The sequence below is a fragment of the Thiococcus pfennigii genome (genome assembly GCF_016583835.1).
Lineage (GTDB): Bacteria > Pseudomonadota > Gammaproteobacteria > Chromatiales > Chromatiaceae > Thiococcus > Thiococcus pfennigii.
Map to the genome: position 1 here is coordinate 22,474 of NZ_NRRW01000026.1, position 24,250 is coordinate 46,723.

Sequence of the window (24,250 nt, forward strand, 5' to 3'; positions counted from 1 at the left end):
AATCCGGCACGATCGGGCGAGCGCGCCGCGAGCCACCCTCCTACGAGCAGCACTGCTCCATCAGCACCGAAGCACCGATGACACTACAAGAGACCCTCGAGCGGCTCACCGTGGCCGAGCTGAAACAACGCTGTGCGCAGCTACCGGACGTGCGTTGCGGTACCCGCAAGGCCGACCTCGTCGCCACCATCGGCGACTATCTGCTGTCCGATGCGCTGGCGACGCACGTCGGCCGGCTCTCCGAGCTGGAACGCAACGCCGTCGCCGAGGCCCTTCACAACGGCCACGGCCGTTTCAACCCGGTCGCCTTCGAGGCCAAGTACGGGTCGCTGCCGAGCTTCTTCACCCGCGATCCCTATGACTGGTATAGCCGCCGCTCGAAATCGAAACGCCCCAGTGGGCTCGAGCTGTTGTTCTACAGCAACGAGATCCCGACCGATCTCGCCGCCCAGCTGGCGCGGCTCGTGCCGCAACCGGCCGCACTGCAGATTGCCGGCCTCGACGACGATCAGCTGCCCGAGTTCGTCATCCCCGGCGGGGGCGGCGAGCCGGAGCCGCTGCGACGCGTCGACACCGAGGCCATGGTGCGCCAGGACCTGTCCGCGGTGTTGGGGCTGGTCGCGCAGGGTGGTCTCGCGGTCGGCGCCAAGACCGGCCTGCCCAGCGCCGCCGCCCTCGGCCGCATCGACGCCCTGCTGCTCGGCGGGGACTGGTACGCGGCCACGGACGACCGAGACATCCCGCGCTGGGCCGGCGGACCGATCCGTCCGATCCGTGCCTTCGCCTGGCCCCTGCTGTTGCAGGCCGGCGGCTTGGCGAAGATCGACGGCAGCAGACTCGGCCTGACCGCCAAGGGCAAGAAGGCGCTGTCGCAGCCCGTTCACGAGGTCGTCTCGCACCTGTATCAGCGGTGGCAGCGCAAGGGCGCCCCGGACGAGCTGCGACGGGTGGACGCGATCAAGGGACAGACCAGCAAGGGCGTCAGGCTGACGCCGCCGCTCGACCGACGCCTGGTGATCGAGGACGCCCTGTGCGCCTGCTGTCCGGTCGGGAAATGGCTGTCCGTCGACGACCTCTTCCGGCAGATGAAGGTCGAGGGGTACCGGTTCGAGGTCACCGGCAATCCCTGGAAGCTCTACTTCTCCGAGTTGCGCTACGGCAGTTTGGGCTACCAGGGCGGCACCGGCTTCGAGATCCTGGAGGCACGCTACACGCTGGCCTATCTGTTCGAGTACCTGGCCACGCTGGGCCTGATCGACGTGGCCTATTCGCTGCCCTATGGTGCCCGGCCGGACCACGGGGGGCTCTGGGGCACGGACGAGCTCGAATTCCTGAGCCGCTACGATGGTCTGCGGTATCTCCGTCTCAACGACCTGGGCGCCTTCTGCCTGGATCTGTCCGAGACCTACACGCCGCGTCTTGCGCAGCGCCCACCGCTGTTGCGGATCGAATCCGACCTGACGCTGGCGCTGCTGCGCCCCGCGGAACCCGGCGAGCGGCTGCAGCTGGAGCAGATCGCGACGCCCCTGAGCGGCGATCGCTGGGGCCTCGACGCCGAGGCGATCCTCACCCGCGGTGCCGATGCCGACGAGCGCGGGCGCATCCGGCAGTTCATCGAGTCGTCGCTCGGGGGCGATGTCCCGCTGGAGGTCAGCGACCTGCTCGACAGCGTCGACGAACGCGCGACGGCGCTGACCGACACCGGCCCGGCACGCCTGATCCAGTGCCGCGACGCCGCCTTGGCCGCGATGTTGAGCAGCGACCCGGCGACGGCCGCGCAATGCAGCCGAGCGGGCGAGCGCCAGCTCTGCGTGCCCGAGAAGAGGCTCGCGGCCTTCCGCAAGGGACTCGCCGCACTCGGGTTCGTCCTGCCAGAGCCAAGGTCATGACGGATCGATCGGTCGTCGAGCGCGCGCTGCGAGACGATCCCGATGCCGCGCTCGAACTGCTGGGCGTGCCGCCCGAAGACCTGGACGCGCTGCTCGCCGAGCGCAACGCCACCGAGACCCTGACGCTGTCTGGCTGGCTGTCCTTCCTGCGCGGCGACGATGCCGGCGCCGTCGCCCGCTTCGACGAGGCCCTTCAGGCCGAGCGCCAACGCACCCGAAGGCGCAATCCGTGCCTGCCAGGCCTCCCCGGCGCCCTGTACCTGTTGGCACTGCTGCGCCGCGGCAAGCCCGATGGCTTCACCAAGGTGCAACGGCAGGTCCGCGCGTGGCTGCGCGCGAGCACCAGTGCCCGCGACCAGCGCGTCTACCGCATCATCGGCGATCTGGCCGCCATCATGGCCGGCCAGTGTCAACCGCAGGACTGCTATGCGCTGCAGTCCGTCCTCGGTCCCAAGGACCCGATACCGCTCCTGTTTCAGACCCTCGCCCGGCACTGGCTCGGCGAGCGACCCGAGGCGGGTGCCCTGTCGACCCTGGCCCGACACGCCCACCGAGCCGCCGAGAACGGCGAGCGCTGGTATCCCCAAGAGGCCGTCGCCGTGCTCGAGGCCCTTGGCTTCGGCGGCAAGCGGCCGGTGCTCGGCGAGCGACCGCCCGACCTGATCCGGCTCGCCGACCTGCTGCACCCGCAGCCGACCTGGCAGCGGGCGCTGGAGGCCCTCGAGCGGCTTGCCCCCGACAATGGACAAGGGGCGCAGTCCGCGAGCGACCTGCGTCTGGTCTGGCTGCTCGTCCTGCACGGCAGCTACGCCACCCTGGAGCCCCGCGAGCAGAGGCGCACCAAGGGCGGTGGCTGGACGCGGGGCCGCCCGGTGGCGGTGCAGCGCCTGGCCGAAGAGGCCCGGGACATGGCCCATCTAACGCCGCAGGATCGGGCGATCTGCGCCACCATCGTCCGCGAAAAACCAGCCATCTATTTCGGCGGCTCGCCACCTTGGACCTACCATCTGGACCCGGACCGCGCCCTGCTGGCCGCGATCGGACACCCCTTGCTCTTCGCTGACCTGAACGACAGCGTGCCGCTGGAGCTGGTCCGGTCGGGGCCGGCGCTGAAGGTCGTGCGGCGCAGCAAGGACATCCTGGTCAGCATCGAGCCCTTCCCGCAGGCGGGGCGCGCCCTGCTCCCGGTCAGGGAGACGCCGCAGCGTATGCGCCTGGTCCAGTTCGATGCCGCCCACCACGAGATTGCCGCGATACTGGGCGGCGACGGACTCAGCGTGCCGAAGACCGGCAAGCAGCGATTGCTGGAGGGCTTGGCCAAGGTGGCGCCGATGCTGCCGGTACACTCCGAGATCGGCGGCGGCAGCGGCACGGCCGAGAAGGTCGTGGCCGATGCCCGCCCGCACCTGCACCTGACCCCGATCGGTCAGGGCCTGAATGCCGGCCTGGGTCTCGAACTCTTCATCCATCCGTTCGGCGAAGCCGGCCCGCCGCTGCGTCCGGGCGAGGGCAGCGCGACGCTGCTGACCGAACTCGACGGGCGCCCCGTGCGCTGTACCCGCAACCTGAACGCGGAACGCCGGGCGGTGCAAGACCTGCTGGCCAACTGCCCGGCGCTGGCCGGCGCCGCCCCCCTGGACGGGGCCAGTCACCACAGCTGGCAGTTGGACGACCCGGAGATGGCCCTGAACGCGCTGGCGCAGTTGCAGGCCCTCGGCGAGGCCGTGGTGCTCGACTGGCCCGAGGGCAAGCGCATCCGGCTCAGCGCCGAGGCACAGGTCGGCCAACTGCGGGCCAGCGTCAGCCAGCGGCAGGACTGGCTCGAGCTCGGCGGCGCACTGCATCTCGATGACGGCCGCATCCTGGAACTCCGCGAGCTGCTGGCCCGGGCCAGCGACACGCAGGGCCGCTTCGTGCGCCTGGGCGAGCAGGACATCCTGAGCCTGAGCAGCGCCCTGCGCCGCCGCCTCGACGGGCTGCGCGGGCTCACCGACCGCGGGCGCTTCCATCCGCTGGCGGCCCCGGCGATCGCCGAGCTCATCGACGGCATGCCGCTCGACGCATCCCCGGCCTGGGGGCAGCTGCTCGCCCGCCTCGCCGAGGTCCGCGAGCTCGACCCGCAGGTCCCCTCGACCCTGCAAGCGCAGTTGCGCGACTACCAGGTCGAAGGCTACCGCTGGCTGGCCCGCCTCGCGCACTGGGGCGCCGGGGCCTGCCTCGCCGACGACATGGGACTGGGCAAGACCCTCCAGGCGCTGGCGCTGATCCTCTCGCGGGCACCCGCAGGGCCGACCCTGGTGCTGGCGCCCACCTCGGTCTGCGGCAACTGGTTGGAGGAGGCCGCGCGCTTCGCGCCGACCTTGCGACTGCTGCGCTTCGGCCCGGGTGACCGCGGCGCGATGCTGGAGCAGGCCGGTCCCTTCGATCTCATCGTCGCCAGCTACGGCCTGCTGCAGACCGAGGGCGAGCGCCTGGCCGGCGTGTCCTGGCAGACCATCGTCGCCGACGAGGCCCAGGCCTTCAAGAACGCGCTGACCAAGCGCTCCAAGGCCATCATGCAGCTCGACGCGGCGTTTCGGGTGATCACCACCGGCACCCCGATCGAGAACCACCTGTACGAGCTGTGGAACCTGTTCCGCTTCATCAATCCGGGTCTGCTCGGCTCGCTCGAGGCCTTCAACGCCCGCTTCGCGAACCCGATCGAACAACACCAAGACCAGGCCGCCCGCCAGCGCCTGCGCCAGTTGCTGCGCCCGTTCATCCTCCGTCGCCTGAAGAGCGAGGTCCTGAGCGAGCTGCCACCGCGCACCGAGATCACGCTGACCTTGGAGCTCAGCGACAGCGAGATGGCCCTGTACGAGGCCGTGCGCCGCGAGGCCGTCGCCCGCCTCGAGGAGGCCCAGGCCACGGCCAACCCGGGCCAGCAGCGCATGCAACTGCTCGCCGAGATCATGCGTCTGCGCCGCGCCTGCTGCCATCCGCGCCTCGCGCTGCCAGAGAGCACCCTGCCCGGCAGCAAGCTCGACGCCTTCGCCGAGATCGTCGAGGAGTTGATCGAAAACCGCCACAAGGCCCTGGTCTTCAGTCAGTTCGTCGATCACCTCGCGCTGATCCGCGAGTACCTCGATGCGCGCGGCATCCGCTACCAATACCTCGACGGCTCGACCCCCGAGCCCCGGCGCCGTGCGGCCGTGTCCGCCTTCCAGGCCGGCGACGGCGAGCTGTTCCTGATCAGCCTGCGCGCCGGCGGCGCCGGTCTCAACCTCACCGCCGCCGACTACGTCATCCACATGGACCCCTGGTGGAACCCGGCCGTGGAAGACCAGGCCTCCGACCGCGCCCACCGCATCGGCCAACGCCGCCCGGTCACCATCTACCGCCTCGTCGCCAAGGACACGATCGAGGAGCGCATCCTGAGGATGCACGCCCACAAGCGCGACCTCGCCGACGCCCTGCTCGAGGGCACCGACGACACGAGCCGTTTGAGTTACGCCGAGATGCTCGCGCTCGTGCAGGCGAGCGGCGGGGACTGACCCGGCGGCGCATCGCCGGGTCGGGTCTCGACGGGTGCGCCCGCGGATCATGCCAGCCGTTCACCAGGGGCGACGAAATACCCGAGGCTCGCCGGGTGCCTGCCACGGTCCGAAATTTTCTGAAAAGAACGGGCGTGTCGGGCGGTCTCGATCGATGTATCGTCGGCAAGGCGGCGGCCAGACCTTCAGCGATCCAGGACGAACCCTGAGGTATCCGCGGATAAAAGGCCCAAACCGCAGTGGCGTAGGTCGACTTGCCGACGGAAGCCGGCTCTCGCAATCCGAGCTATCTCGCCGTCGCGTGGCCTACTGGGAGCACCGGCTTTCCAGCCGGCTCGTCGCCGTCACGGCTCGATGCCGCGTCGGCGGCGTCTGGGCCGGTAGGAGGGCACGTGCGCAGCGGCCATCCAGCGGCGCCGATCGGTGATCTCCTGGCGCCAGCGCCGAAGGTCGCGCGCCGGGGTCATCGAGCCCCCTGCGCGCGAAGCCGGCTGAAAGCCGGCGCTCCCAGTTCGTACCGACTCGCCGTCGAGGCCGATTTTGTGGGGTACCCCAGGGACGAACCCTTCCCGGCGATGCCAGTCTGTCGCGCGAAGGGATGTCCGCCATCCGACGTGCACACCGACCGATTCGGAGTCATCGATGGGCCACAAGACCTTGATCTTGGAGGGCGCTCTTAGGTTGTAACTAGCACCGTTCGGTCTTGAGGCCCTTGATCTGACGCACCCTGGCAGAGAATGCCGCGAAAGGCGCGTAACGCGTCCCGCAGCGCCCGCGGCCTGCCGTCTGGTGACGAGCCCCGAGTGTTTCGTCACTGGCGAGAGGAGGCGTGATCTCCTGTCGCTGGGCGGCGCGCTAGGTGAGGTGTTGGTCGGGTGGCCCCCCGCGGTGTCTTCGGTTCCAGAACGCCAGCCGCCGACGCATGCGCGCGACGTGGCTGCCATCCCAGAACACCTGGTCGCAGCGCGGGCAGTAGAGCGCCATGGTTGCGGAATGCCTGGCGCGTTCCGGCATGGTGCGACGCTGCGCGTCGGTTGCCGCCACCAGCGGCGCATTGCAGCTCATGCAACGGGTGAAGGGCGCATGCATCCAATCGATGTCGCACTGCGGGTGCAGCGCGGCCACGCAGTCATCGAGATCGCCGCAGTCGAGCAGTATGAGGTCGGCGAGGGCGGCGTTCTGCTCGGCCATCTGGCGGTCTCGGGTCAGCAGGATCCGCCCCTCGGCGCGCGCACGGCGGACCAGGGTCCGGTCGTCGGTCCCATCCGGGAGGATCAGCACGTCATAGCCGGCGACGCGCAGCCACTGGCCGAGACGCTTGAGCATCTCGTCACAAAGGAACTTCACGGGCACCGCCTGCGGCGTTCGTGGTGCAGGGTGTACAGGTCGTCTTGGCCTCGCGCCCTTGGAACCCCATCCGACTCGACTCCGGCATCTGCCAGCAAGATGTTCGGCTCGGCGACGGCCGCGATCAGACGGAGGCTGCGCACCGAGACCGTGCAAACCTGCCCCGTAGGCGCTGAGCGCAGCATAACCCGCTATTGCGGCGCTGCCTGTCGGGTTATGGCGCGCGCCAACCGCTGCTTTGTCGAAGACTGCCGTGCCGGCATGCCTCACACGACGGCTTGCAACTGGTGACGAAGCGCTGCTTCGCGACCAGAATCCTCACGCCAACCCCGAGGCGCCCCGTAGGAGCCGGCTTGCCGGCGATCGGCGCCGCTGGCCGGCACCCCCGTCCGGTCGCCGGCCTCAGAACAGCCGGTCGAGCCCGTTGGCGGGGGCGATGCTGTCGAAGCCGAGTGACCGCTATTGTTAAGGGTTATCCGATGCCTACCGCCGACACGGCGGTAGGGGACGGCGTTGGGGTCGATCAGCTGGCCGGTGCTGGCAGGTCAGCAGGGCCGGCGGTAGGCGTCGGATAAGCCTCGAGGGAGGAAACCGCGGGCAGTTTGGCACAGAGCCAACGGCGGCGTGGCGCTATGGGGATTTGAATCGAGCTCGTCGCTGGTTCGGGTGAAGGAAGCGAGGCGGATCGCATCGCTGGCACAGCCCGCCCTGGCAATGGCGCCGATGGGGCACGCAAGCGGGTGAGCGCAGAGCGGCAGCGCTGGTGAGGCGGGCCTGATTTTCGCCTCGATAGGCACGCTCTGTCCGTCACCGAGCGCGAGGCGATGATCCAAGGGTGCTGGAGCAGAGCGGCTGTTGGCGATCATGCCGCCGTGTCCACTGCCGAGGGCGGTGCCCGCGGGGCATAGCCTCTGGCGACAATCTCGATGATCAGCATGGACGCCCCACAGCAGGGGCAAGGGCGGGCATTGGCGGCTGGAGACTGCGGAGCGGCATCCTCCGTGACGAGGACGGGCACGGCCATGAGCGGGGATGGCGGAGTGGCAAGCAGCTCCCGGGCGCGGGCCAAGTTCTCGACCCGGCTGGCGTTGGCCAGCAAGCCGTAGTGGCGGATGCGGTGGAAGTCTGTTGGGAGGACATGCAACAGGAAGCGACGCATGAACTCCTCGACCGGAAGGGTCATCGGCTTGTAGCGGCAGCGACCCTTGGCGCGGTAGTCCTTGAACTGGAAGGTGACCCCGCGCTCGTCGAGGGCGATCAGGCGGCTGTTGGCGATGGCCACCCGGTGGGTATAGCGCGAGAGATAGGCGAGCACCGCCTCGGGTCCGGCGAAGGGGCGCTTGGCGTAGACCACCCAGTCGCTCTGGCGCAGCGGCTGGAGCCATCCGTGGAAGGTCTGCGCATCGCTGAGCCCGGCGTGCTCGCCGAAGAACTCGAGCTGACCGGCCTGATGGGCGGCAGTGAGCTTCTCGCAGAACAGCCGCCGGAACAGCCGCGAGAGCACCCGCACGGGCAGGAAGAAGCCGCGCCGGCAGGCCACCCAGCGCTCCCCATCGAGCGAGATCCCACCGCCGGGCACGATCCCATGCACATGGGGGTGATGGGTTAAGGCCGAGCCCCAGGTGTGCAGCACCAGGGTGAGCCCGATGCGTGCGCCCAGGTGCTTGGGATCGGCGGCGATGGTGAGCAGAGTCTCGGCGGCGGCCTGGAACAAGAGGCCGTAGATCACCGATTTGTTGTGATAGGCGATCTGCCCGAGCGGCGCCGGCAGGGTGAAAACCACGTGGTAGTACTCCACCGGCAGCAGATCGGCCTCGCGGGCGGCGAGCCACTGCTTGGCCACGGCGCCCTGGCACTTGGGGCAGTGGCGGTTGCGGCAGGAGTTGTAGGCGATCTCGGTGTGGCCGCAGTCCGAGCACTGCATGAGGTGGCCGCCGAGCGCTGCGGTGCGGCAGTGCTCGATGGCCGACATCACCTTGAGCTGGCCGAAGCTCAGGTGCCCGGCCTGCTCGCGGCGCCAAGCGGGGCCGTGGTCGCGAAAGATGTCCGCGACCTCCAGGGCCTGGCGTGGCATAGCCGGCTCAGGTGCGCGGCGGATCCTCAGGGGTCAGCCGATCCAGGGGACTGGTCACCGCGCTGAGCGTACGGGTGGCCACCTGGGCATAGAGCGCCGTGGTCTCAAGCTTCTTGTGCCCAAGCAGCACCTGAATGACGCGGATGTCCTCCTTGTGCGATCCTCTTGATTGGAGGACTAACCCAAATAGTAGAGGAAGGCTTCTGGCACCATCTATAGGGCGCCTGGCAGCGAGGCTCAGCATGCACAAACGCGACGTTCCGCACGGATGGATTCCGCGCGAGCAATGGATTCCGATGATCGGATACCGGTCCTTGGTCGTCGGTTTGATTTCAGGCTGGCTCCTGATCGTCGCTTCACCGCGCGCGGACGAGTTGACCGACTTGCTGACTGGAAAGAAGGAAGAGGCGGCGACATCGAGCGAGCAGGTGATCTCCGCGGGCACCTCCGAGAAGGACGACGCGAGAATCCGTAAGCGGCTGCAGGCCATTTACGCGGAGATCCAGGGACTGAAAAGCTTATCGGTCAGGGTTTCCGGCGGAATCGTGTTCCTGAGTGGCGAAGTCGAATCGGCCGCGACGGAGACGATGGCGCTGGCGTTCGCCCGTAAAGTCGAGGGCGTCGTGAAGGTCGAGAGCACCATCAGCGTCAACCGCGAGCTGCAGCCACGGCTGCGGGCGATGTGGGCCAAGCTCGTCAAGCTCGCGCAGCAGGTCTTGGTCGGCTTGCCGCTGTTTCTGCTCGCACTCGGCGTGCTTGCGCTGTTTTGGATCACCGGTCGATGGCTGGCGGCCCGTCAGGGGGTGTTCCGGCGCATCGCCCCAAATCACTTCATCGCCCACTTGCTCGGGCAGCTCACGCATTTGTCGTTCGTGATCGCGGGGCTGGTGATGGCGCTGAGTCTGCTCGATGCAACCGCGTTGCTGAGCACCATCCTCGGCGCGGCCGGGATCATCGGCTTGGCGGTCGGCTTCGCGGTGCGCGACACCGTCGAGAACTATATCGCCAGTATCCTGCTGAGCTTGCGCAATCCCTTCCAGGTCAGCGATTTCGTCGATGTCGGCGGCCATCAAGGCAATGTGGTCAAGCTGACCTCGCGCGCAACGATCCTGCTGTCGCCGGATGGCAACCACATTCGCATTCCGAACGCGACTGTGTTCAAGGCCGTGATCGTCAACTACACCCGCAATCCGGAGCGTCGCTTCGAATTCGACGTGGGTGTCGACACGGATCAGGATCTGCCCATGGCGCAGTCGCTGGCACTGCGCACGCTGCTCGCGGTGACGGGCGTGCTGCACGATCCCAAACCGCTCGTCGTCGTGCAATCCCTGGGTGATTCCAATGTGATCTTGCGCTGTTATGCGTGGATCGATCAGATGCAGGTCGACTTCCTCAAGGTCCGCAGCGAGGCGATCCGCGCGGTGAAGTCCGCGTTCGACGGTGCGGGAGTCGTGATGCCGGAGCCGATCTACAAGGTACGCCTGTTCGACGCCGGCTCGGTCGCCGCGGCGAGCGCGGAGCGTGAGGACAGGGTGCGCGCGAAGGGCCCGCCTGAGGTGCGGCGGGCCGCCGCCGTCGGCTCCATCGCCACCGGGGACGTGTCCGTGGACCGCACGATCGAGGAAAAGGTCGAGGCCAGCGGAGCCGACGACGACACGGACAATCTGTTGAGCCCGGATGCCGCCCGCGAGGTCTGACCCCATCGTCGCGGACCCCATCGTCGCGATGAAGCACAGCTCCAGCTCGTCGCGGGAGCACTCGGCACTCATGAGCGCGCGGCGCAAGGGCCAAGGGATTTCAGACCAATCGACGCACCGCGTCTTGGTCCGGCTCCTCGGCCGCGGCCGACTGCACCAATGCGGCCACCGCGCGCACGGCCACCACGTCTTCCGCCAGGTCGAGCGCCTTCTCGGCGCGCGCCAGCGCCAGTCGTCCATGATGTCCGGCGGCCTCTCGCATGGCGGCATCGCCGATCATTGCCAGCGATAGCAGCGCCTTCTGCAAGCGCACCGCGACCTCCACGGCACTGGCGCCGTCACGCGCGATCGCCGTGAAGGCATCATCGAACAGATCTTTCAGCGCAAGCTCCGGCACCTCCACGCGGTCGTACTTCGAGGCCTCGTCCTCTTTCTTAGCGCCCGAGTCATTCCAGAGCACGAAGAGTCGAACGAGTGCTCCGATCACTTCGATCGCCGTCCCAGGGTCGTTGACCGCCGGGGACAACGCGCGGCCGGCGATCTCCGACAGCACCACCAGGCCGAAACGCGGATCGTCTTGGAACGTGCGGTCGTCTCCGATCAGGAACGATTCGATCACCTGCTCGCGGTCAATCGCGGGCTGCCCTCCCGGGCTGTCACTGACGAACGCCAACGCCCGCCCTGGGGTGGCAAAGGTCCCCGGCAAGGCCGTCACGACGATATGCCCCTGTGCCTTTTCGGCGCAGGCATGAAGCGTGGCGATATCGACGTGTTGTACGTAACCCACCCTGGTCGCGAGCACGGGCTGCCCATAGACGTCTTGATACCGTTTCGCCACGCCGTGGAGGCTAGGGGCCTCCCGCCGGCGCTTCAGGGCGTCGGCCGTGGCCTTTTCGACGACGTCGATCGTCGTTCCCAGCCGTCCAAGACGTGCAATGCGATCCACCCAGCGCAAGAAGACCAGGATGACGATACTGAAGACAGCCGCCATGAGGACGAAGATGGCAAAGAGACCCGCTGGCTCGAAATAGTCGTTCTTGACGGCGGTCAGGGCCACGACGCTGAAAATGAACGCGCCGACGAAGGTCGAGAGGGCGTTCTGCGAGACATCGTCGGCAATGACCAGCCTGAATGCGCGCGGTGTCGCCGTCTTGCTGGCCGAAGCATAGGCCGACACCATCGAGCCGACCGCGAAGGTGGCGATCACGAGCATGCTCGAGGCCATGATGGACAGGAGGCTGTCGAGGGACTCGGCAGAGATCGCCGGCACAAAGCGCGCAAGATCCGGTTCATCCACGAGCTTGGCGACAAACACGTTCACAATCGACAACAGACAGATCGCCAGCGGCTTCACCCATAGCCGCTCGCGTAGCCGATTGATGAATAATCTGAGCCGATCGACTGAGATGATGGCCGACATGGGGATGTCCTTTGTGCTTTCTGACTCTGGGCAAACGTGTGGTGCGCTTCGCTTTTCCCAACCTACAGGTGTTTTGAATCGCAGGTGTTGAATCGCCGCGTCTCACCGCAGCTGCTTGCTTCCGCGCGATGCGCGCCCATCTACGGCCTCATGATCAAGGACATCGTTTCGACCTTGCGCAACGCCCTCGCGGGCGGCTCCACGGCCTCCCGGCAGCCGCCCGAGACCGTGGCGCAAGTCGACCTCGATCGCCTCTTGGGGACCTGGCTCGAGGTCGCGAGACTGCCAAACCTCGAGGCGGACGGATTCGGGCGACGCAGCGTGAACGTCAGCGCCACCTATGCGAAGCGGCCCGACGGCCGCCTCAGCGTTCAAACGGTCTCCTACAATGCCAGCGCGTCCATGCGGCGCACCGAGGTGAAGGGGCTGGTCCGACCCGCGAGCGCGGACGGCTCGAAGCTGGTGCTGACGTTCTTCAAGCTGATTCGCGGCGATCTCTGGATCCTTGGGCTCGACCCCGAGTACCGCTGGGTGCTGACGGGCACGCCGAGCCGACGGCGCCTGTGGCTGATCGCCCGCACGCCGCGCCTCGACCCCGTCGAATACGATCGGGCGATAATGATCGCCGCGGCATGACAGGCTAGTCCGTGGCCGAAGGCTCAGGTCCGATGTAACTGGCAAAGCCAATGCTGGAGTGCGGCCTCGAGCTGCTCTGGCTCCACTGGCTTGGCGAGGAAATCGCTCATGCCCGCCTCCAGACACCGCGCCCGGTCTTCCGCGAAGGCGTTCGCCGTCATGGCGATGATGGGCACCTCGGCGGCCCGCGGCAGTCGGCGGATGCGTCGCGTGGCCTCCAGCCCATCCATGACGGGCATCTGCATATCCATCAAGATCAGGTCGTAGACATTCCGCCGTGCGAGATCGAGCGCCTCGGCGCCGTTCTCGGCGGTGTCGATCACCAGTTGCATGTCGGCGATGAGCTCCAGCGTGATTTCGCGATTGATCAACTCATCCTCGACGAGCAAGAGGCGACGGCCGGCACAGTCCTTTATCCAGTCGGGCTGGGGCGTTTGGCTGGATGCCGTTTCCGCCTCGCTCTTCTTGGGAGCGCCTCGCCGCAGGCAGACGGTGAGCCAGAAGGTGCTGCCGAGGCCGAGGGTGCTCTCGACCCCCGCGTCGTCGCCGCCGCGCATCTGGTCGATCATGTCTTTCCGCCGCTGCCCGTGCGCCAGTGGGTCCTCTCGGTGCCGAAGCGCCTGCGCTGGTACCTGGAGCGCGAGCCCCACGCCGTGAGTGCCGTCCTGCATATCCTTCTAAGGGTCATCGAGGCCCATCTTCGCGCAACCATTCCTACCGCCTCGCCCCGGGCGCGACTTGGGGCGGTCAGCTTCGTGCACCGTTTCGGCTCCGCGCTGAACCGTCACGTCCATTTGCACTGCTGCATCATCGACGGCCTATTCGATCCCGGCGAAGACGGCCAGGTCCGCTTTCTCCAGGCGCCAGCACTGACGACGGATGAGATGGCCGCGATCACCGAGCAAGTGCGCCGACGGGTGCTGCGCTGGTTCGCCCGCAGCGGCCTGCTCGAGCCCGCGGAGGCCCGCGACATGCTCGGCTGGGAGCATGGCGGCTTCTCTCGCTGGATGCGGCGATGCGCATTGCTGGCCCGGATCGCGCCGGGCTGGGGCGACTGCTCCGCTATTGTCCACCCTCGTCAAATGTCCGCTCGACCGCCCATTGCAGCCGATGGCAGACGAAGGAGGGATGTCTCTTGGCCGCAAGCTGCCGCTTCAGCAGTGAACGATCGCCAGCATCCGTTGTGGCGCGGCTGGACAGCGCCGGCTGCTCGGATCATGGCGCGCTTGCGCGGCCTGCTCAGACATGCCGCGTTCCTCGACATCAGGCCGTTCGCCCTTCCCGCTCTTCCATTTCACGGCCGTCGCGTCGGTGAGGGCCGCCCCTGTGCGTTTCCTCTCGCCATAGTCTGCCACGCTGGAGACTCTGATCAAGCAGGTGATCGTGGGAGAGGGCCTTCAGAACAGCCGATTGAGCCCGTTGAGGGCGGCGACGCGGTAGGCCTCGGCCATCGTCGGGTAGTTGAAGGTGGTCTCGGTGAAGTAGCGCAGGCTGTTGGCCGGGCCCTTCTGCGACATGATCGCCTGGCCGATGTGGACGATCTCGGCGGCGCCGGCGCCGAAGCAGTGGATGCCGAGGATCGCGAGGGTCTCGCGGTGGAAGAGGATCTTCAGCATGCCGACCGTTCGCCCGGTGATCTGGGCGCGGGCGATCGACTTGAAGTCGGCCTCGGCAACCTCGTAGGGGACCTGGCGGGCGGTCAGTTCGCGTTCGGTGCGCCCGATCGAGCTGATCTCGGGGACCGTGTAGATGCCGGTCGGGAATTCCTCGATCAACGACCAGTCGCTCTCGCCGTCGGCGATCAGGGCACCGACGAAGCGGCCCTGATCGTAGCTCGCGCTCGCGAGCGCTGGCGGGCCGACCAGGTCGCCGACCGCGTAGATGTGCGGCAGGGCCGTGCGGTGGCGTGCGTCGACCTCCAACTGGCCGCGGCCATTCGGTACGAGGCCGATCTCCTCCAGGCCCATGTCGTGGCTGTTGCCGGTGCGACCGTTGGCCCAGAGCAGGACCTCGGTCTTGAGCTTCTTGCCGGAGCGGCAGTGCAGCACGACGCCATCGTCGGTCGGCTCGACGGCCGTGTAGGCCTCGTCGTTGCGGATCACGACCCCGCCGCTGCGCAGGTGGTAGGAGAGGGCGTCGGTGATCTCGTCGTCGAGGAACGACAGCAGCCGGTCGCGGGTGTTGACCAGGTTCACCTTCACATCGAGGTTGCTCATGATGGACGCGTATTCGCAGCCGATGACGCCGGCACCGTAGATGGTGATCGAGCGTGGCGTGTGCTGGAGGCGCAGGATGGTGTCGCTGTCGAGGATCCGAGGGTGGTCGAAGTCGATGTCCGGCGGGTGGTAGGGGCGCGAGCCGGTGGCGATGACGAAGTGGTGTGCCGCGAGTTCCTCGGACCCACCGTTCGGGCGCTCGACGAGGATGCGGTGCGGGTCGACGAACCGGGCGCGGCCGAAGACGACCCGCACCCGGTTGCGCTGGTAGTAGCGGTAGCGGGTGCGGACCTGGTCGTTGATGACCCCGTCGGCGGCCCGCAAGAGGTCCGGGAACTCGACCTCCAGCTGGCTGCGGGTGCGCTGGAAGAGGGGGTTGCGCCGATAGTCGGCGAGCATCTCGATCGAGTGGCGCAGGGCCTTGCTCGGGATGGTCCCCCAGTGGGTGCAGCCGCCGCCGACGCTCGTGTGGGCCTCGACGACGGCGACCCGCAGGCCGGACTTGGCGAGCTTCATCGCCGCCCCCTCGCCACCCGGGCCGGTGCCGATGACGATGCAGTCGAGGGTCGCGGTGGACATGGGCGGCTCCTGGTCGGGACGGGATCGGCCCCGGCTTCCGGCGAGGCGGCCGGTGGGGCGGTTTCGATGAGTCTATAGCGTTCGGGGGTCGGTGGTCAGGGCGGACATCAGGGCTGATCCGTGTTCCGACCCCTTTTCGAGCCCCTTTCGAGATGGTTTGGACCGTCGCCGGTCGATCCGCGTCTGGGTGCGCTGGCGAATCCCCGCCTCCCGGGGAGATCGAGTCGGCGTCGCCCGAACTCGCTCCGCTTCCCTGGGCGGCCGACTGCGCGCCGATAGGGGCCGGCTTGCCGGCGATCGGCCGCCCGGGGCGCCCGCAAGCGGGCCCCTACCGGCGCAGGCGACGGCGGCGGCGTCCCCGCGTCCGCTGGTACGACTCGTCTGAATTCTCCGGTCCATCAGAGCGGATCCGCGTTGCTCGGGACGGAGCTGTCCTTTCGTGTCCAAGGGCGGGCCGCGTATGCTACGGAGTCGATGCCCTTCGATGGCGGCGGCCCTGATCGCATGGCCATCGTTGCGACGCTCCACCCAGCCCGAAGGGAGGCCGGTCTTGATCGAGCCGATCCTGCTGACGGTCACGCCGGTTGCGGCGCACCTCGTCGTCCAGGCGCTGTTGCTCGTGCGCATCCTGCTGCGCCCGCACCGCGAGCCGGCCTCGCGGATCGCCTGGGTCGTGGTCGTCTTCGCGCTTCCATTGATCGGCATCGTCGCCTATCTGCTGCTCGGCGAGGTCAACATCGGCCGGCGTCGGCTCGAACGACTGCGCGCGGTGCTGGCCCGGTTGCCGGCCGTCGCCGACGCGCCGGGCGCGGATGCGCCCGGCCTGGGGGGCGGAATGCCCGGGCGCTACGCGCAGCTCTTTCGCGTCGGCGAGTCGATCAGCGGCCACGCCCCGATCGGCGGCAATCGGGCCAGCCTGCCGGCGGACTCCGATGCCGTCATCGCGGCCATGGTCGCCGACATCGATGCGGCGCGCGATCATGTGCACCTGATCTTCTACATCTGGCTACCCGATCGCAACGGCGTCAAGGTGGCCGAGGCCTTGATCCGGGCGGCGGCGCGCGGCGTCGCCTGTCGGGCGTTGGCCGATGACCTAGGCGCGCGCCCGATGATCCGCTCCGGGCACTGGCGGGCGATGCGTGCCGCCGGGGTGCGCCTCGCCCGAGCGCTGCCGATCGGCAATCCGCTCCTGCGCGCGTTGCGTGGGCGCATCGATCTGCGCAACCACCGCAAGGTCGTCGTCATCGATGACCGGATCACCTACTGCGGGAGCCAGAACTGTGCCGATCCGCAATTCCTCGTCAAGGCGCGATTCGGCCCCTGGGTCGATCTGATGATCCGCTTCGAGGGGCCGGTCGCCCGCCAAAACCAACACCTCTTCGTCGGCGATTGGATGGCCCACGTCGACGAGGACCTCGCCGACCTGCTGCGCCGCCCGCTGCCGCCGGCGTCACCTGGGTTCGCGGCGCAGGTCATCGGTACCGGGCCGACGGTGCGCTATTCGGCGATGCCGGAGCTGTTCGAGTCCCTGATCTACGGCGCTCGCCGCGAGCTCGTGATCACGACGCCTTACTACGTCGCCGGGGAATCGACGCAGGCGGCGCTCTGCGCCGCGGCCCGACGGGGCGTGGCGACGACCGTCGTCTTTCCCGCGCGCAACGACAGCTGGATCGTCGCCGCCGCGAGCCGCAGCTACTATGCCGACCTGCTGGCCGCGGGCGTGCAGATCCGCGAGTACGTCGGCGGGCTCCTGCACACCAAGTCCTTGACCCTCGACGGCGAGGTCACGCTGATCGGTTCGGCCAACATGGACAGGCGCAGCTTCGAGCTCAACTACGAGAACAATATCCTCTTCTACGACCGAGACCTGACCGCCGAGGTCCGCCGCCGCCAGCAGGACTACATCGACAGGGCCGGCCTGGTCGACCCCGACGTGGTCGCGGCCTGGACCTGGCGACGCCGGCTCTGGAACAACGCCGTCGCGATGCTCGGGCCTGTGCTGTAGATTTTGGCGATCGACGTGCCTCGACCGGGTCCGCAGGGCCGTGCGTTCGACCAGGATCGTCTACTCTTACTCTAGAGACAGTCGCTTGGGCCACTTGGCATCGGCGGCGGCGAATCGATCCGTATGGAGGATGATGGCATGCGCATCCTTGCCCAGAGGCCGGGGGAGACATGTTCCACCCATTCCGAGAGGTCTTCGACGCTCGGTCGCATTGGCCCCGGGCTGTCTCGCGGACCGGGCACCAGAGGGGTGCGAGCGACGCCGGACGTCGCCGCCGTCCGCGGTCCCGGGTCGCGCGGTACCGGCACGTCCAGCTTCGGGCACGATATCGGCCGCATCCGCATCGGTCCTTCGCTTGTCGGGACCATGCAGCGCAAGCTCGCGGTCAATACGCCAGGGGACGAATACGAGCAGGAGGCCGACCGAGTGGCCGAGCAGGTGATGCGCATGCCGGCGCCGAGCCGGCAATGGCCGTGCCGCGGATGCGAAGAGGGGGGCGGGCTTGCGTTGCGGGCGCGCGCTGCGCAAGGGGTGCGACGGCAACGGGCCGGGGGCGATGCGCCGGTCGAGGCCCCGCCGATCGTCGGTGATCTGGTTTCGGGGAGCGGTCGCCCGCTCGATCCGTCCGTGCGTTCGTTCATGGAGGCCCGGTTCGGCCATGACTTCTCGCGTGTGCAGATCCACACCGGGGATCGTGCCGCCGAGTCGGCCCGTGCCGTCCATGCCAAGGCCTACACGGTGGGACGGCACGTCGTCTTCGGCGCAGGCGCCTATCGCCCGGCCAGCGATGCCGGCAGGCGTCTCATCGCGCATGAACTCACGCATGTGGTCCAACAGGACGGCGGGGATGCCTCGATCCGCGCGGCGGCGCAGAACGAGTTCGGCGATAGCACGCTCCCGATCGCACCAGGACTGCCAGTGCATGCGACGCACGACCTGCGCGTTCAACGACAGGAGGATTGCTACTGCTGCGTCTCCTCCGTCGCCATCACCAACGTCTCCCGGATCGACAACGCGACGCACATGGGGCACAGCTTCGACTTCGTGGTCGAGATGACGCGGACGACCGAACACGGGCCGCGTCTGGAGCCGGAATGCACGCTCGAGTGGTGGGAGCGGACCAATGTGCCGGCCATCCCCGGCCATGCGCCGGACACTTGGACCGACATGTTCCAGCTGGTGCCGACATCGCCGACGTTCGATCCTTGGCGCAATCGATCGACTGACTGCGACACCAGTGCGACGGTGACGATCAACGATCCGCCAGCCCTCGGCAAGAGGCCCGGGCGCACCGTCACGCGCACGCTCGAGTTCGACCTCAAGGTGAAGAGCGGGCCGGGGGGGACCTGCGCCCATTCGCAGAAGAGCGCGACGGCGACTCAGGTGTTGACGATGGTCAATGGCGCCCCGGATTGGGACAACAGCTCGTTCACCTAGGAGCCGGCGAGCGATCCGCGCGGTGTCTGCATCCAAGTGGCCGCCAGAGAGGTGAGCGTCATGAATCCTGCTGCGGGCAGACCCCGAGAGATGCGGTGCGGCGCTGCCCGGGAATGGCTCGCCCGCCGGCCGCTCCGTGACGACCCTGCCATGGTCGGTGCCCGCTCGACGCTGACATGGGATGAATGGCTGAGGCGGGGGCGCGCTGCCGACGTCGAGGTCTGTCTGATCGAGTTTCTCGCGGAGGAACCGGATCCGGTCACCCGTGCTGCCATCGCCATGGCCCTCGGTCATCTGGGTGGCGCCCGCAGCGTCGGTCCCCTGCTCGGCCTGCTGACCGACCGGGAAGACCTCGTGGCAATGGAGGCCGCCGCGGCACTCGGCCTCGTCGGTGATCGTAGCGCCGTGACGGCGTTGGTCGCTGCGCTGACGCGCGATGACCCGAATGTCCGCGCCAACGTCTGCCAAGCCCTCGCCGTGCTGGGGGGCGAGCAGGCGGATCGTGCGCTGGCCGATGCCCTCGCAGATCGCGACCCCTTCGTTCGGTCGGTCGCCCGGCAGGCGCTGGCGCGTCATCCCTGACGTCCGCATTCGGGCGCCGGGCCGACGGTTCGGCGACGGCGCTCGGGGTGCAGGCCGATCCCCTCAACCCAGCGCGCCGCGGCGGATCCAGTCGACTCGCTTGCGCATCGCCCCGTAGTAGACCACCGGGATCACGATCAGGGTCAGCACGGTCGAGACGAACAGGCCGAACAGGAGCGCGACGGCGAGCCCGGAGAAGATCGGGTCGTCGAGGATGAAGACGGCCCCGGCCATGGCCGCGAGCGCGGTCAGGACGATCGGCTTGGCGCGGATCACGGCGGCCTCGACGACGGCCTCCTCGAACGGCCGTCCGGCCTGCACCTGGAGGTTGATGAAGTCGACGAGCAGGATCGAGTTGCGCACGATGATGCCGGCCAGCGCGATCATGCCGATCATCGAGGTGGCCGTGAACTGGGCGCCGAGCAGGGCATGTCCGGGCATGATGCCGATCAGGGTCAGCGGGATCGGCGCCATGATGACGAGCGGCACCAGGTAGCTGCGGAACTGGGCGACGACGAGCAGATAGATCAGGATCAGCCCGACGCCGTAGGCGAGCCCCATGTCGCGGAAGGTCTCGTAGGTGACCTGCCACTCGCCGTCCCACTTGACGCTGAAGCCATAGGGGTCGGTCGGCTGTCGGGTCAGCCACTGCGTGAGCCCGAGCTCGTCGCCGAGCCGCTCGGAGATCGCGATCATGCCGTAGAGGGGGCTGTCGGTCTCGCCGGCCATGTCACCGGTGACGTAGACGACCGGCAGCAGGTCCTTGTGGTGGATGCTGTGCTCGCGGGTCGTCTCGACGACGCGCACGATCTCCGAGAGGGGCACCAGATGGCCGCTCTCGGCGCGCACCCGCAGGGCCAGGACCTGCTCGAGGTCGGCCTTGTCGGCCTCGCTGTACTCGACGCGGATCGGCACCGCGTACTTGACGTTGGCCCCGTGCAGGAACGACATGTCCTCGCCGTCGAGGACCGTGCCCAGGGCCTGGGCGATGGCGCCCTGGGAGACGCCGAGGAGCGCCGCCTTGCTGCGGTCGACGACGACCAGCCGCTTGCGCGAGGGGTACTCGACCGAGTCGTCGACGTCGACGATGTCGGGCGTCGACTCGAAGACCTCGCGCACCTGGCCGGCGACGGCGATCTGCCCGCCATGGTCGGGGCCGTAGACCTCGGCGACGAGGGGTGCGAGCACCGGCGGCCCGGGCGGCATCTCGACCATCTTGGCGTTGCCGCCATAGGCACGGGCGATTGCCTGGAGCGGTTCGCGTAGCGCCAGCGCGATCGCGTGGCTCTTGCGGTCGCGGTGATGGGCGTCGACCAGGTTGATCTGGAGATCGCCCTGGTTGGCCTCCTCGCGCAGGTAGTACTGGCGGACCAGACCGTTGAAGTTGATCGGTGCGGCCGTGCCGGCGTAGATCTGGTAGTCGGCGACCTCGGGCACGCCCGTCAGGTAGTCGCCCATCTCGGTCAGGACCCGCAGCGTCTGCTCCAGGCTCGTCCCCTCGGGCATGTCGAGCACCACCTGGAGCTCGGACTTGTTGTCGAAGGGCAGCATCTTGAGGATCACGACCTTGCTGGTCACGAGCAGCAGCGAGCCCGCGATCAGGGCCAGGATCGCGCCGAGCAGCAGCCAGCGGTTGCGCTGCCCACCGCGCCGGGCGAGGAAGGGCGAGATGACGCGGTCGAAGAACCGCGTCAGGCGCGGCGAGGTCGACTCCTCGGCGCCGTGGTCGCCGGTCGGATCGGCGTAGCGCCGGGCGAGCAGCGCGTGGGTCATCCAAGGCGTGAAGACGAAGGCGACGGCCAGCGAGATCAGCATCCCGGTCGAGGCGTTGATCGGGATCGGGCTCATGTAGGGGCCCATCAGGCCGCTGACGAAGGCCATCGGCAGCAAGGCGGCGATGACGGTGAAGGTCGCGAGGATGGTCGGCCCGCCGACCTCGTCGACGGCCGCCGGGATGGCCTCGAGGAGCCGCTGCCCGCCGAGGGCGAGGTGGCGGTGGATGTTCTCGACGACGACGATCGCATCGTCGACCAGGATCCCGATCGAGAAGATCAGCGCGAAGAGCGAGACGCGGTTCAGCGTGAAGCCCCAGGCCCAGGAGGCGAACAGGGTCAGGGCGAGCGTGACGACGACGGCCGCCCCGACGATCGCCGCCTCGCGCCAGCCGAGCGCGAGGAGTACGAGCAGGATCACCGAGGTGGTCGCGAAGGCCAGCTTGCTGATCAGCTTCTTGGCCTTGGCGTCGGCGGTGGCGCCATAGTTGCGCGTGATGGTGACCTCGACCCGGTCCGGGATGAAGGTGCCCTCGAGCTGGGCGAAGCGCTCGATGACCCGCTCGGCGATCCTCACCGCATTGGTCCCCTCCTGCTTGGCGATGGCGATCGTCACGGCCGGGACCGGGGCGCCGAGCGGCGGGCTCGGGGTCGCGGCCGCCGGCCCGGCGCCGGTCTGCACGATGCTCTCGGGCTGGTCGGGGCCGCGCATCACCCGGGCGACGTCGCGCAGGAACACCGGCCGTCCGTCGGCGAGGCCGACGACCAGGTCGTCGATCTGCTCGGGCGTGGTCAGGAAGGCGCCGGCCTGGACCAGGATCTCCTGGTTGGCGGCCGTCACCGTCAGGTTGTCCTGGATCCGGTTGTTGGCCTGCAGGGTCCGGCGCAGGTCGGCCAGATCGATGCCGTAGCCGGCCAGGGCCTGGGGGTCGAGCAGCACGCGTACGACTTGGCTCGGCGCGCCGAGCGTGTAGATGTCGCGGGTGCCGGGCACGCGCTTGAGTTCCTGCTCGAGGGCGTGGGCGACCTGGCCGAGTTCGAAGGCGCCGATCGCGGGGTCCTCGGGCCAGAGGGTCGCGGTGACGATCGGCACGTCATCGACGCCCATGGGCTTGATGATCGGCTCGGCGACGCCGAGGTTCGCCGGCAGCCAGTCCCGGTTCGAGAAGACCTGGTTGTAGAGGCGCACGATGGCATCGGTGCGGTCCTCGCCGACCTCGAACTGGACCGTGACCACGGCCATGCCGGGGCGCGAGACCGAGTAGACGTGCTGGATGCCGCGGATCTCGGAGAAGACCTGCTCCGCCGGGCCGGCGACCAGGTGCTCGACCTCGCTCGCCGAGGCGCCCGGGAAGGCGATGAAGACGTCGGCGAAGGTGACGTTGATCTGCGGCTCCTCCTCGCGCGGCGTCACCAGCACCGCGAAGATCCCGAGCAGTAGCCCCACGAGCGCCAGCAGCGGGGTGATCGCGCTGTCTTGGAAGCGCGCCGCGATCCGCCCCGAGAGACCGAGTCGCTCAGTCATCCCCGTGCCCCTCCGTCGCGGGGGCCGTCTGGGCCTTGATCTGGCGGCTGGCCGCGAGCGGATCGAGGACGACGCGCTCGCCGGCCTCGAGGCCGGCGAGCACGAGGATCTGGTCATCGACCGTCCGTCCGGCGCGGATCTGGCGCAGCGCGAGTCGCCCGTCATCGCCCTGGACATAGACGGCGGTCAGCTCGGAGCGGTAGACGACGGCGGCCTTGGGGACGACCAGCTCGCGGCGCTCGCCGGTGACGAAGCCCGTCTTGACATACATGCCGGGGAACAGGGATCGGGTGCCGACCGGCAGGCGCAGGCGCACCGTGAAGGTGTTCGAGCCCATGTCGGCGAACGGGAAGACGGTCACGTCGCTGACGGCGAGTCGCTCGCCGTCGGTCAGATCGACATGGATCTCGGTACCCGAGCGCACCGCCGGGATCAGGCTCTGCGGGACCTCGACGACGACGCGCAACTCATCGAGCGAGAGGCCGGTCATCACCGGCGTGCCAGGGCTCGCCGTCTCGCCGAGCTCGACGTGGCGGTGGGTCACGATCCCGGAGTAGGGGGCGCGGATCTCGGTGTAGCTCAGCTGCTCCTGGGCCTGCTCGAGCTGCGCGGTGGCCGACTCCAGCGCCGCTTGGGCCGCCTTGAGGTCGGCCGCGGCCCTGTCCATCTGGGATTCGGAGACGTTGCGCTTGGCGAACAGCCCCTCGATCCGGTCGTATTCCTCGCGGGTCTGCTCGAGCTTGGCGGTGGCGGACTTCAGGTCCGCCGCGGCCTGCGTGACGCGCGCTCGGTGCTCGGTGTCGCGCAGCTCGACGAGGACCGCGCCCCTCTCGACATAGTCGTCGACGTCGTAGTGGATCGCCTCGACCTGACCCTGGGTCTGGGCCGAGACGGTCGTGCGATGGATCGCCTCGACGACGCCGTCGAGGCGGTATTCGCGTGGGATCGCGTGGTACTCGGCGATCGTCGTCGGCAAGGTCGCCGATCGTGGGGGCTCGGCGGCGGCGACGCCGGCCAGCATCAACGAGAGGAGGAACCAGGGGAGGCGGCGGGATACCATGGTGAAGGGTCCAGTAGAATATTAGCTACTTATAAAATAGTTAAATTCGTTGATTTTTCAAGTCGACCTTTCGCCCATTGTCGTCGCGTTCGCCACGCGGCGCCTGCGGATTTCGCAATCTCGGCCATCATCCCCAAAAACGGCAGTTGGACGGTGCACGGGGTGCGCCGCGCGCGACCTGCATCGGGCGTCGGAGCGGTCTTCACCGAGCGGGTGAGCAGGACTCACCGAAAGCCTCTTCGCGATTTCAACGGCTTGAATCCATGGTGAAGCGGTCAACTGCCCCTCTTGGGGTCATCCGAGTATCGGGTCCGAAATGCTCGGCGTAGTCGTGCAGTCAGTCCTCCGCGTGCCAGTGGACTTCGCTCGATGTGGGCCGCGCCCCCAGCCCCCGGGCGACGCCCGGCGGCGCCATGCTCGGCAGGATGCGCTCGGCAGGATGCCGGCGGCGGCAATGGTGATCGGTGTTGTTATTGCC

General features: G+C 68.3%; 14 protein-coding genes and 1 pseudogene. 8 read left to right on the top strand and 7 right to left on the bottom strand.

The window, feature by feature from the left end:
• Nucleotides 1-77: 77 nt before the first annotated feature.
• Together CKO41_RS10220 and CKO41_RS10225 are read left to right on the top strand one after the other, a co-directional pair.
• Complete coding sequence (locus tag CKO41_RS10220) at nt 78-1,889, top strand: hypothetical protein (protein ID WP_200382130.1); 1,812 nt, start codon at nt 78-80, stop codon at nt 1,887-1,889.
• Entirely contained in the window at nt 1,886-5,422 is a 3,537-nt protein-coding gene (locus CKO41_RS10225; protein ID WP_200382132.1) for a DEAD/DEAH box helicase, read from the top strand. Before CKO41_RS10220 ends, CKO41_RS10225 begins: the two co-directional genes overlap by 4 nt.
• A gap of 855 nt (nt 5,423-6,277) precedes the next feature.
• Here the strand turns inward: CKO41_RS10225 and CKO41_RS10230 are convergent.
• Entirely contained in the window at nt 6,278-6,769 is a 492-nt protein-coding gene (locus CKO41_RS10230) for a DUF5615 family PIN-like protein (protein WP_200382134.1), read from the bottom strand.
• An 862-nt stretch (nt 6,770-7,631) separates the two neighbouring features.
• Entirely contained in the window at nt 7,632-8,843 is a 1,212-nt protein-coding gene (locus CKO41_RS10235) for an IS91 family transposase (protein WP_200252859.1), read from the bottom strand.
• A 242-nt stretch (nt 8,844-9,085) separates the two neighbouring features.
• On the opposite strand from CKO41_RS10235, the gene CKO41_RS10240 reads away from it, so the two are divergent.
• On the top strand, nt 9,086-10,540 hold the full coding sequence (locus tag CKO41_RS10240; protein ID WP_200382136.1) for a mechanosensitive ion channel family protein: 1,455 nt from the start codon (nt 9,086-9,088) through the stop codon (nt 10,538-10,540).
• 100 nt (nt 10,541-10,640) lie between these two features.
• On the opposite strand, the gene CKO41_RS10245 is transcribed toward CKO41_RS10240, so the two are convergent.
• Nucleotides 10,641-11,960: a DUF2254 domain-containing protein gene (locus CKO41_RS10245; RefSeq protein WP_200382138.1), complete on the bottom strand. Its 1,320-nt coding sequence runs from the start codon at nt 11,958-11,960 to the stop codon at nt 10,641-10,643.
• 150 nt (nt 11,961-12,110) lie between these two features.
• On the opposite strand from CKO41_RS10245, the gene CKO41_RS10250 reads away from it, so the two are divergent.
• The gene (locus tag CKO41_RS10250; protein ID WP_200382140.1) at nt 12,111-12,596 is read left to right on the top strand and encodes a lipocalin family protein; all 486 of its coding nucleotides are present in this window, start codon (nt 12,111-12,113) and stop codon (nt 12,594-12,596) included.
• Between the two features lie 23 nt (nt 12,597-12,619).
• On the opposite strand, the gene CKO41_RS10255 is transcribed toward CKO41_RS10250, so the two are convergent.
• Complete coding sequence (locus CKO41_RS10255) at nt 12,620-13,165, bottom strand: ATP-binding response regulator (RefSeq protein ID WP_242464232.1); 546 nt, start codon at nt 13,163-13,165, stop codon at nt 12,620-12,622.
• A 186-nt stretch (nt 13,166-13,351) separates the two neighbouring features.
• On the opposite strand from CKO41_RS10255, the pseudogene CKO41_RS19125 reads away from it, so the two are divergent.
• Nucleotides 13,352-13,522: pseudogene (locus CKO41_RS19125) on the top strand (transposase); the annotation flags it as partial.
• A gap of 471 nt (nt 13,523-13,993) precedes the next feature.
• Here CKO41_RS19125 and sthA read toward each other — a convergent pair.
• Nucleotides 13,994-15,391, bottom strand: a complete 1,398-nt coding sequence (sthA, locus tag CKO41_RS10265) for a Si-specific NAD(P)(+) transhydrogenase (RefSeq protein ID WP_200252844.1) — start codon at nt 15,389-15,391, stop codon at nt 13,994-13,996.
• A 550-nt stretch (nt 15,392-15,941) separates the two neighbouring features.
• Here sthA and cls point away from each other — a divergent pair.
• From cls to CKO41_RS10280, 3 genes are all read left to right on the top strand, one after another.
• Nucleotides 15,942-17,396: a cardiolipin synthase gene (gene cls / locus CKO41_RS10270; RefSeq protein ID WP_242464235.1), complete on the top strand. Its 1,455-nt coding sequence runs from the start codon at nt 15,942-15,944 to the stop codon at nt 17,394-17,396.
• A gap of 138 nt (nt 17,397-17,534) precedes the next feature.
• Complete coding sequence (locus CKO41_RS10275) at nt 17,535-18,833, top strand: eCIS core domain-containing protein (protein ID WP_200252300.1); 1,299 nt, start codon at nt 17,535-17,537, stop codon at nt 18,831-18,833.
• A gap of 150 nt (nt 18,834-18,983) precedes the next feature.
• Nucleotides 18,984-19,415: a HEAT repeat domain-containing protein gene (locus CKO41_RS10280; RefSeq protein WP_200382142.1), complete on the top strand. Its 432-nt coding sequence runs from the start codon at nt 18,984-18,986 to the stop codon at nt 19,413-19,415.
• 63 nt (nt 19,416-19,478) lie between these two features.
• Here the strand turns inward: CKO41_RS10280 and CKO41_RS10285 are convergent, their stop codons facing one another.
• Nucleotides 19,479-22,712, bottom strand: a complete 3,234-nt coding sequence (locus tag CKO41_RS10285) for an efflux RND transporter permease subunit (protein WP_200382143.1) — start codon at nt 22,710-22,712, stop codon at nt 19,479-19,481.
• The gene (locus tag CKO41_RS10290; RefSeq protein WP_200382144.1) at nt 22,705-23,772 is read right to left on the bottom strand and encodes an efflux RND transporter periplasmic adaptor subunit; all 1,068 of its coding nucleotides are present in this window, start codon (nt 23,770-23,772) and stop codon (nt 22,705-22,707) included. The genes CKO41_RS10285 and CKO41_RS10290 overlap by 8 nt, the downstream gene beginning before the upstream one ends.
• Between the last annotated feature and the right edge of the window lie 478 nt (nt 23,773-24,250).

Excerpts from the sequence above, each read along its gene's own strand:
- CKO41_RS10220 (WP_200382130.1), top strand. The coding sequence starts at position 78 with ATGACACTACAAGAGACCCTCGAGCGGCTCACCGTGGCCGAGCTGAAA.
- CKO41_RS10225 (WP_200382132.1), top strand. The coding sequence starts at position 1,886 with ATGACGGATCGATCGGTCGTCGAGCGCGCGCTGCGAGACGATCCCGAT.
- CKO41_RS10235 (WP_200252859.1), bottom strand. The coding sequence starts at position 8,843 with ATGCCACGCCAGGCCCTGGAGGTCGCGGACATCTTTCGCGACCACGGC.
- CKO41_RS10240 (WP_200382136.1), top strand. The coding sequence starts at position 9,086 with ATGCACAAACGCGACGTTCCGCACGGATGGATTCCGCGCGAGCAATGG.
- CKO41_RS10245 (WP_200382138.1), bottom strand. The coding sequence starts at position 11,960 with ATGTCGGCCATCATCTCAGTCGATCGGCTCAGATTATTCATCAATCGG.
- CKO41_RS10250 (WP_200382140.1), top strand. The coding sequence starts at position 12,111 with ATGATCAAGGACATCGTTTCGACCTTGCGCAACGCCCTCGCGGGCGGC.
- CKO41_RS10255 (WP_242464232.1), bottom strand. The coding sequence starts at position 13,165 with ATGATCGACCAGATGCGCGGCGGCGACGACGCGGGGGTCGAGAGCACC.
- sthA (WP_200252844.1), bottom strand. The coding sequence starts at position 15,391 with ATGTCCACCGCGACCCTCGACTGCATCGTCATCGGCACCGGCCCGGGT.
- CKO41_RS10275 (WP_200252300.1), top strand. The coding sequence starts at position 17,535 with ATGCGCATCCTTGCCCAGAGGCCGGGGGAGACATGTTCCACCCATTCC.
- CKO41_RS10280 (WP_200382142.1), top strand. The coding sequence starts at position 18,984 with ATGGTCGGTGCCCGCTCGACGCTGACATGGGATGAATGGCTGAGGCGG.
- CKO41_RS10285 (WP_200382143.1), bottom strand. The coding sequence starts at position 22,712 with ATGACTGAGCGACTCGGTCTCTCGGGGCGGATCGCGGCGCGCTTCCAA.
- CKO41_RS10290 (WP_200382144.1), bottom strand. The coding sequence starts at position 23,772 with ATGGTATCCCGCCGCCTCCCCTGGTTCCTCCTCTCGTTGATGCTGGCC.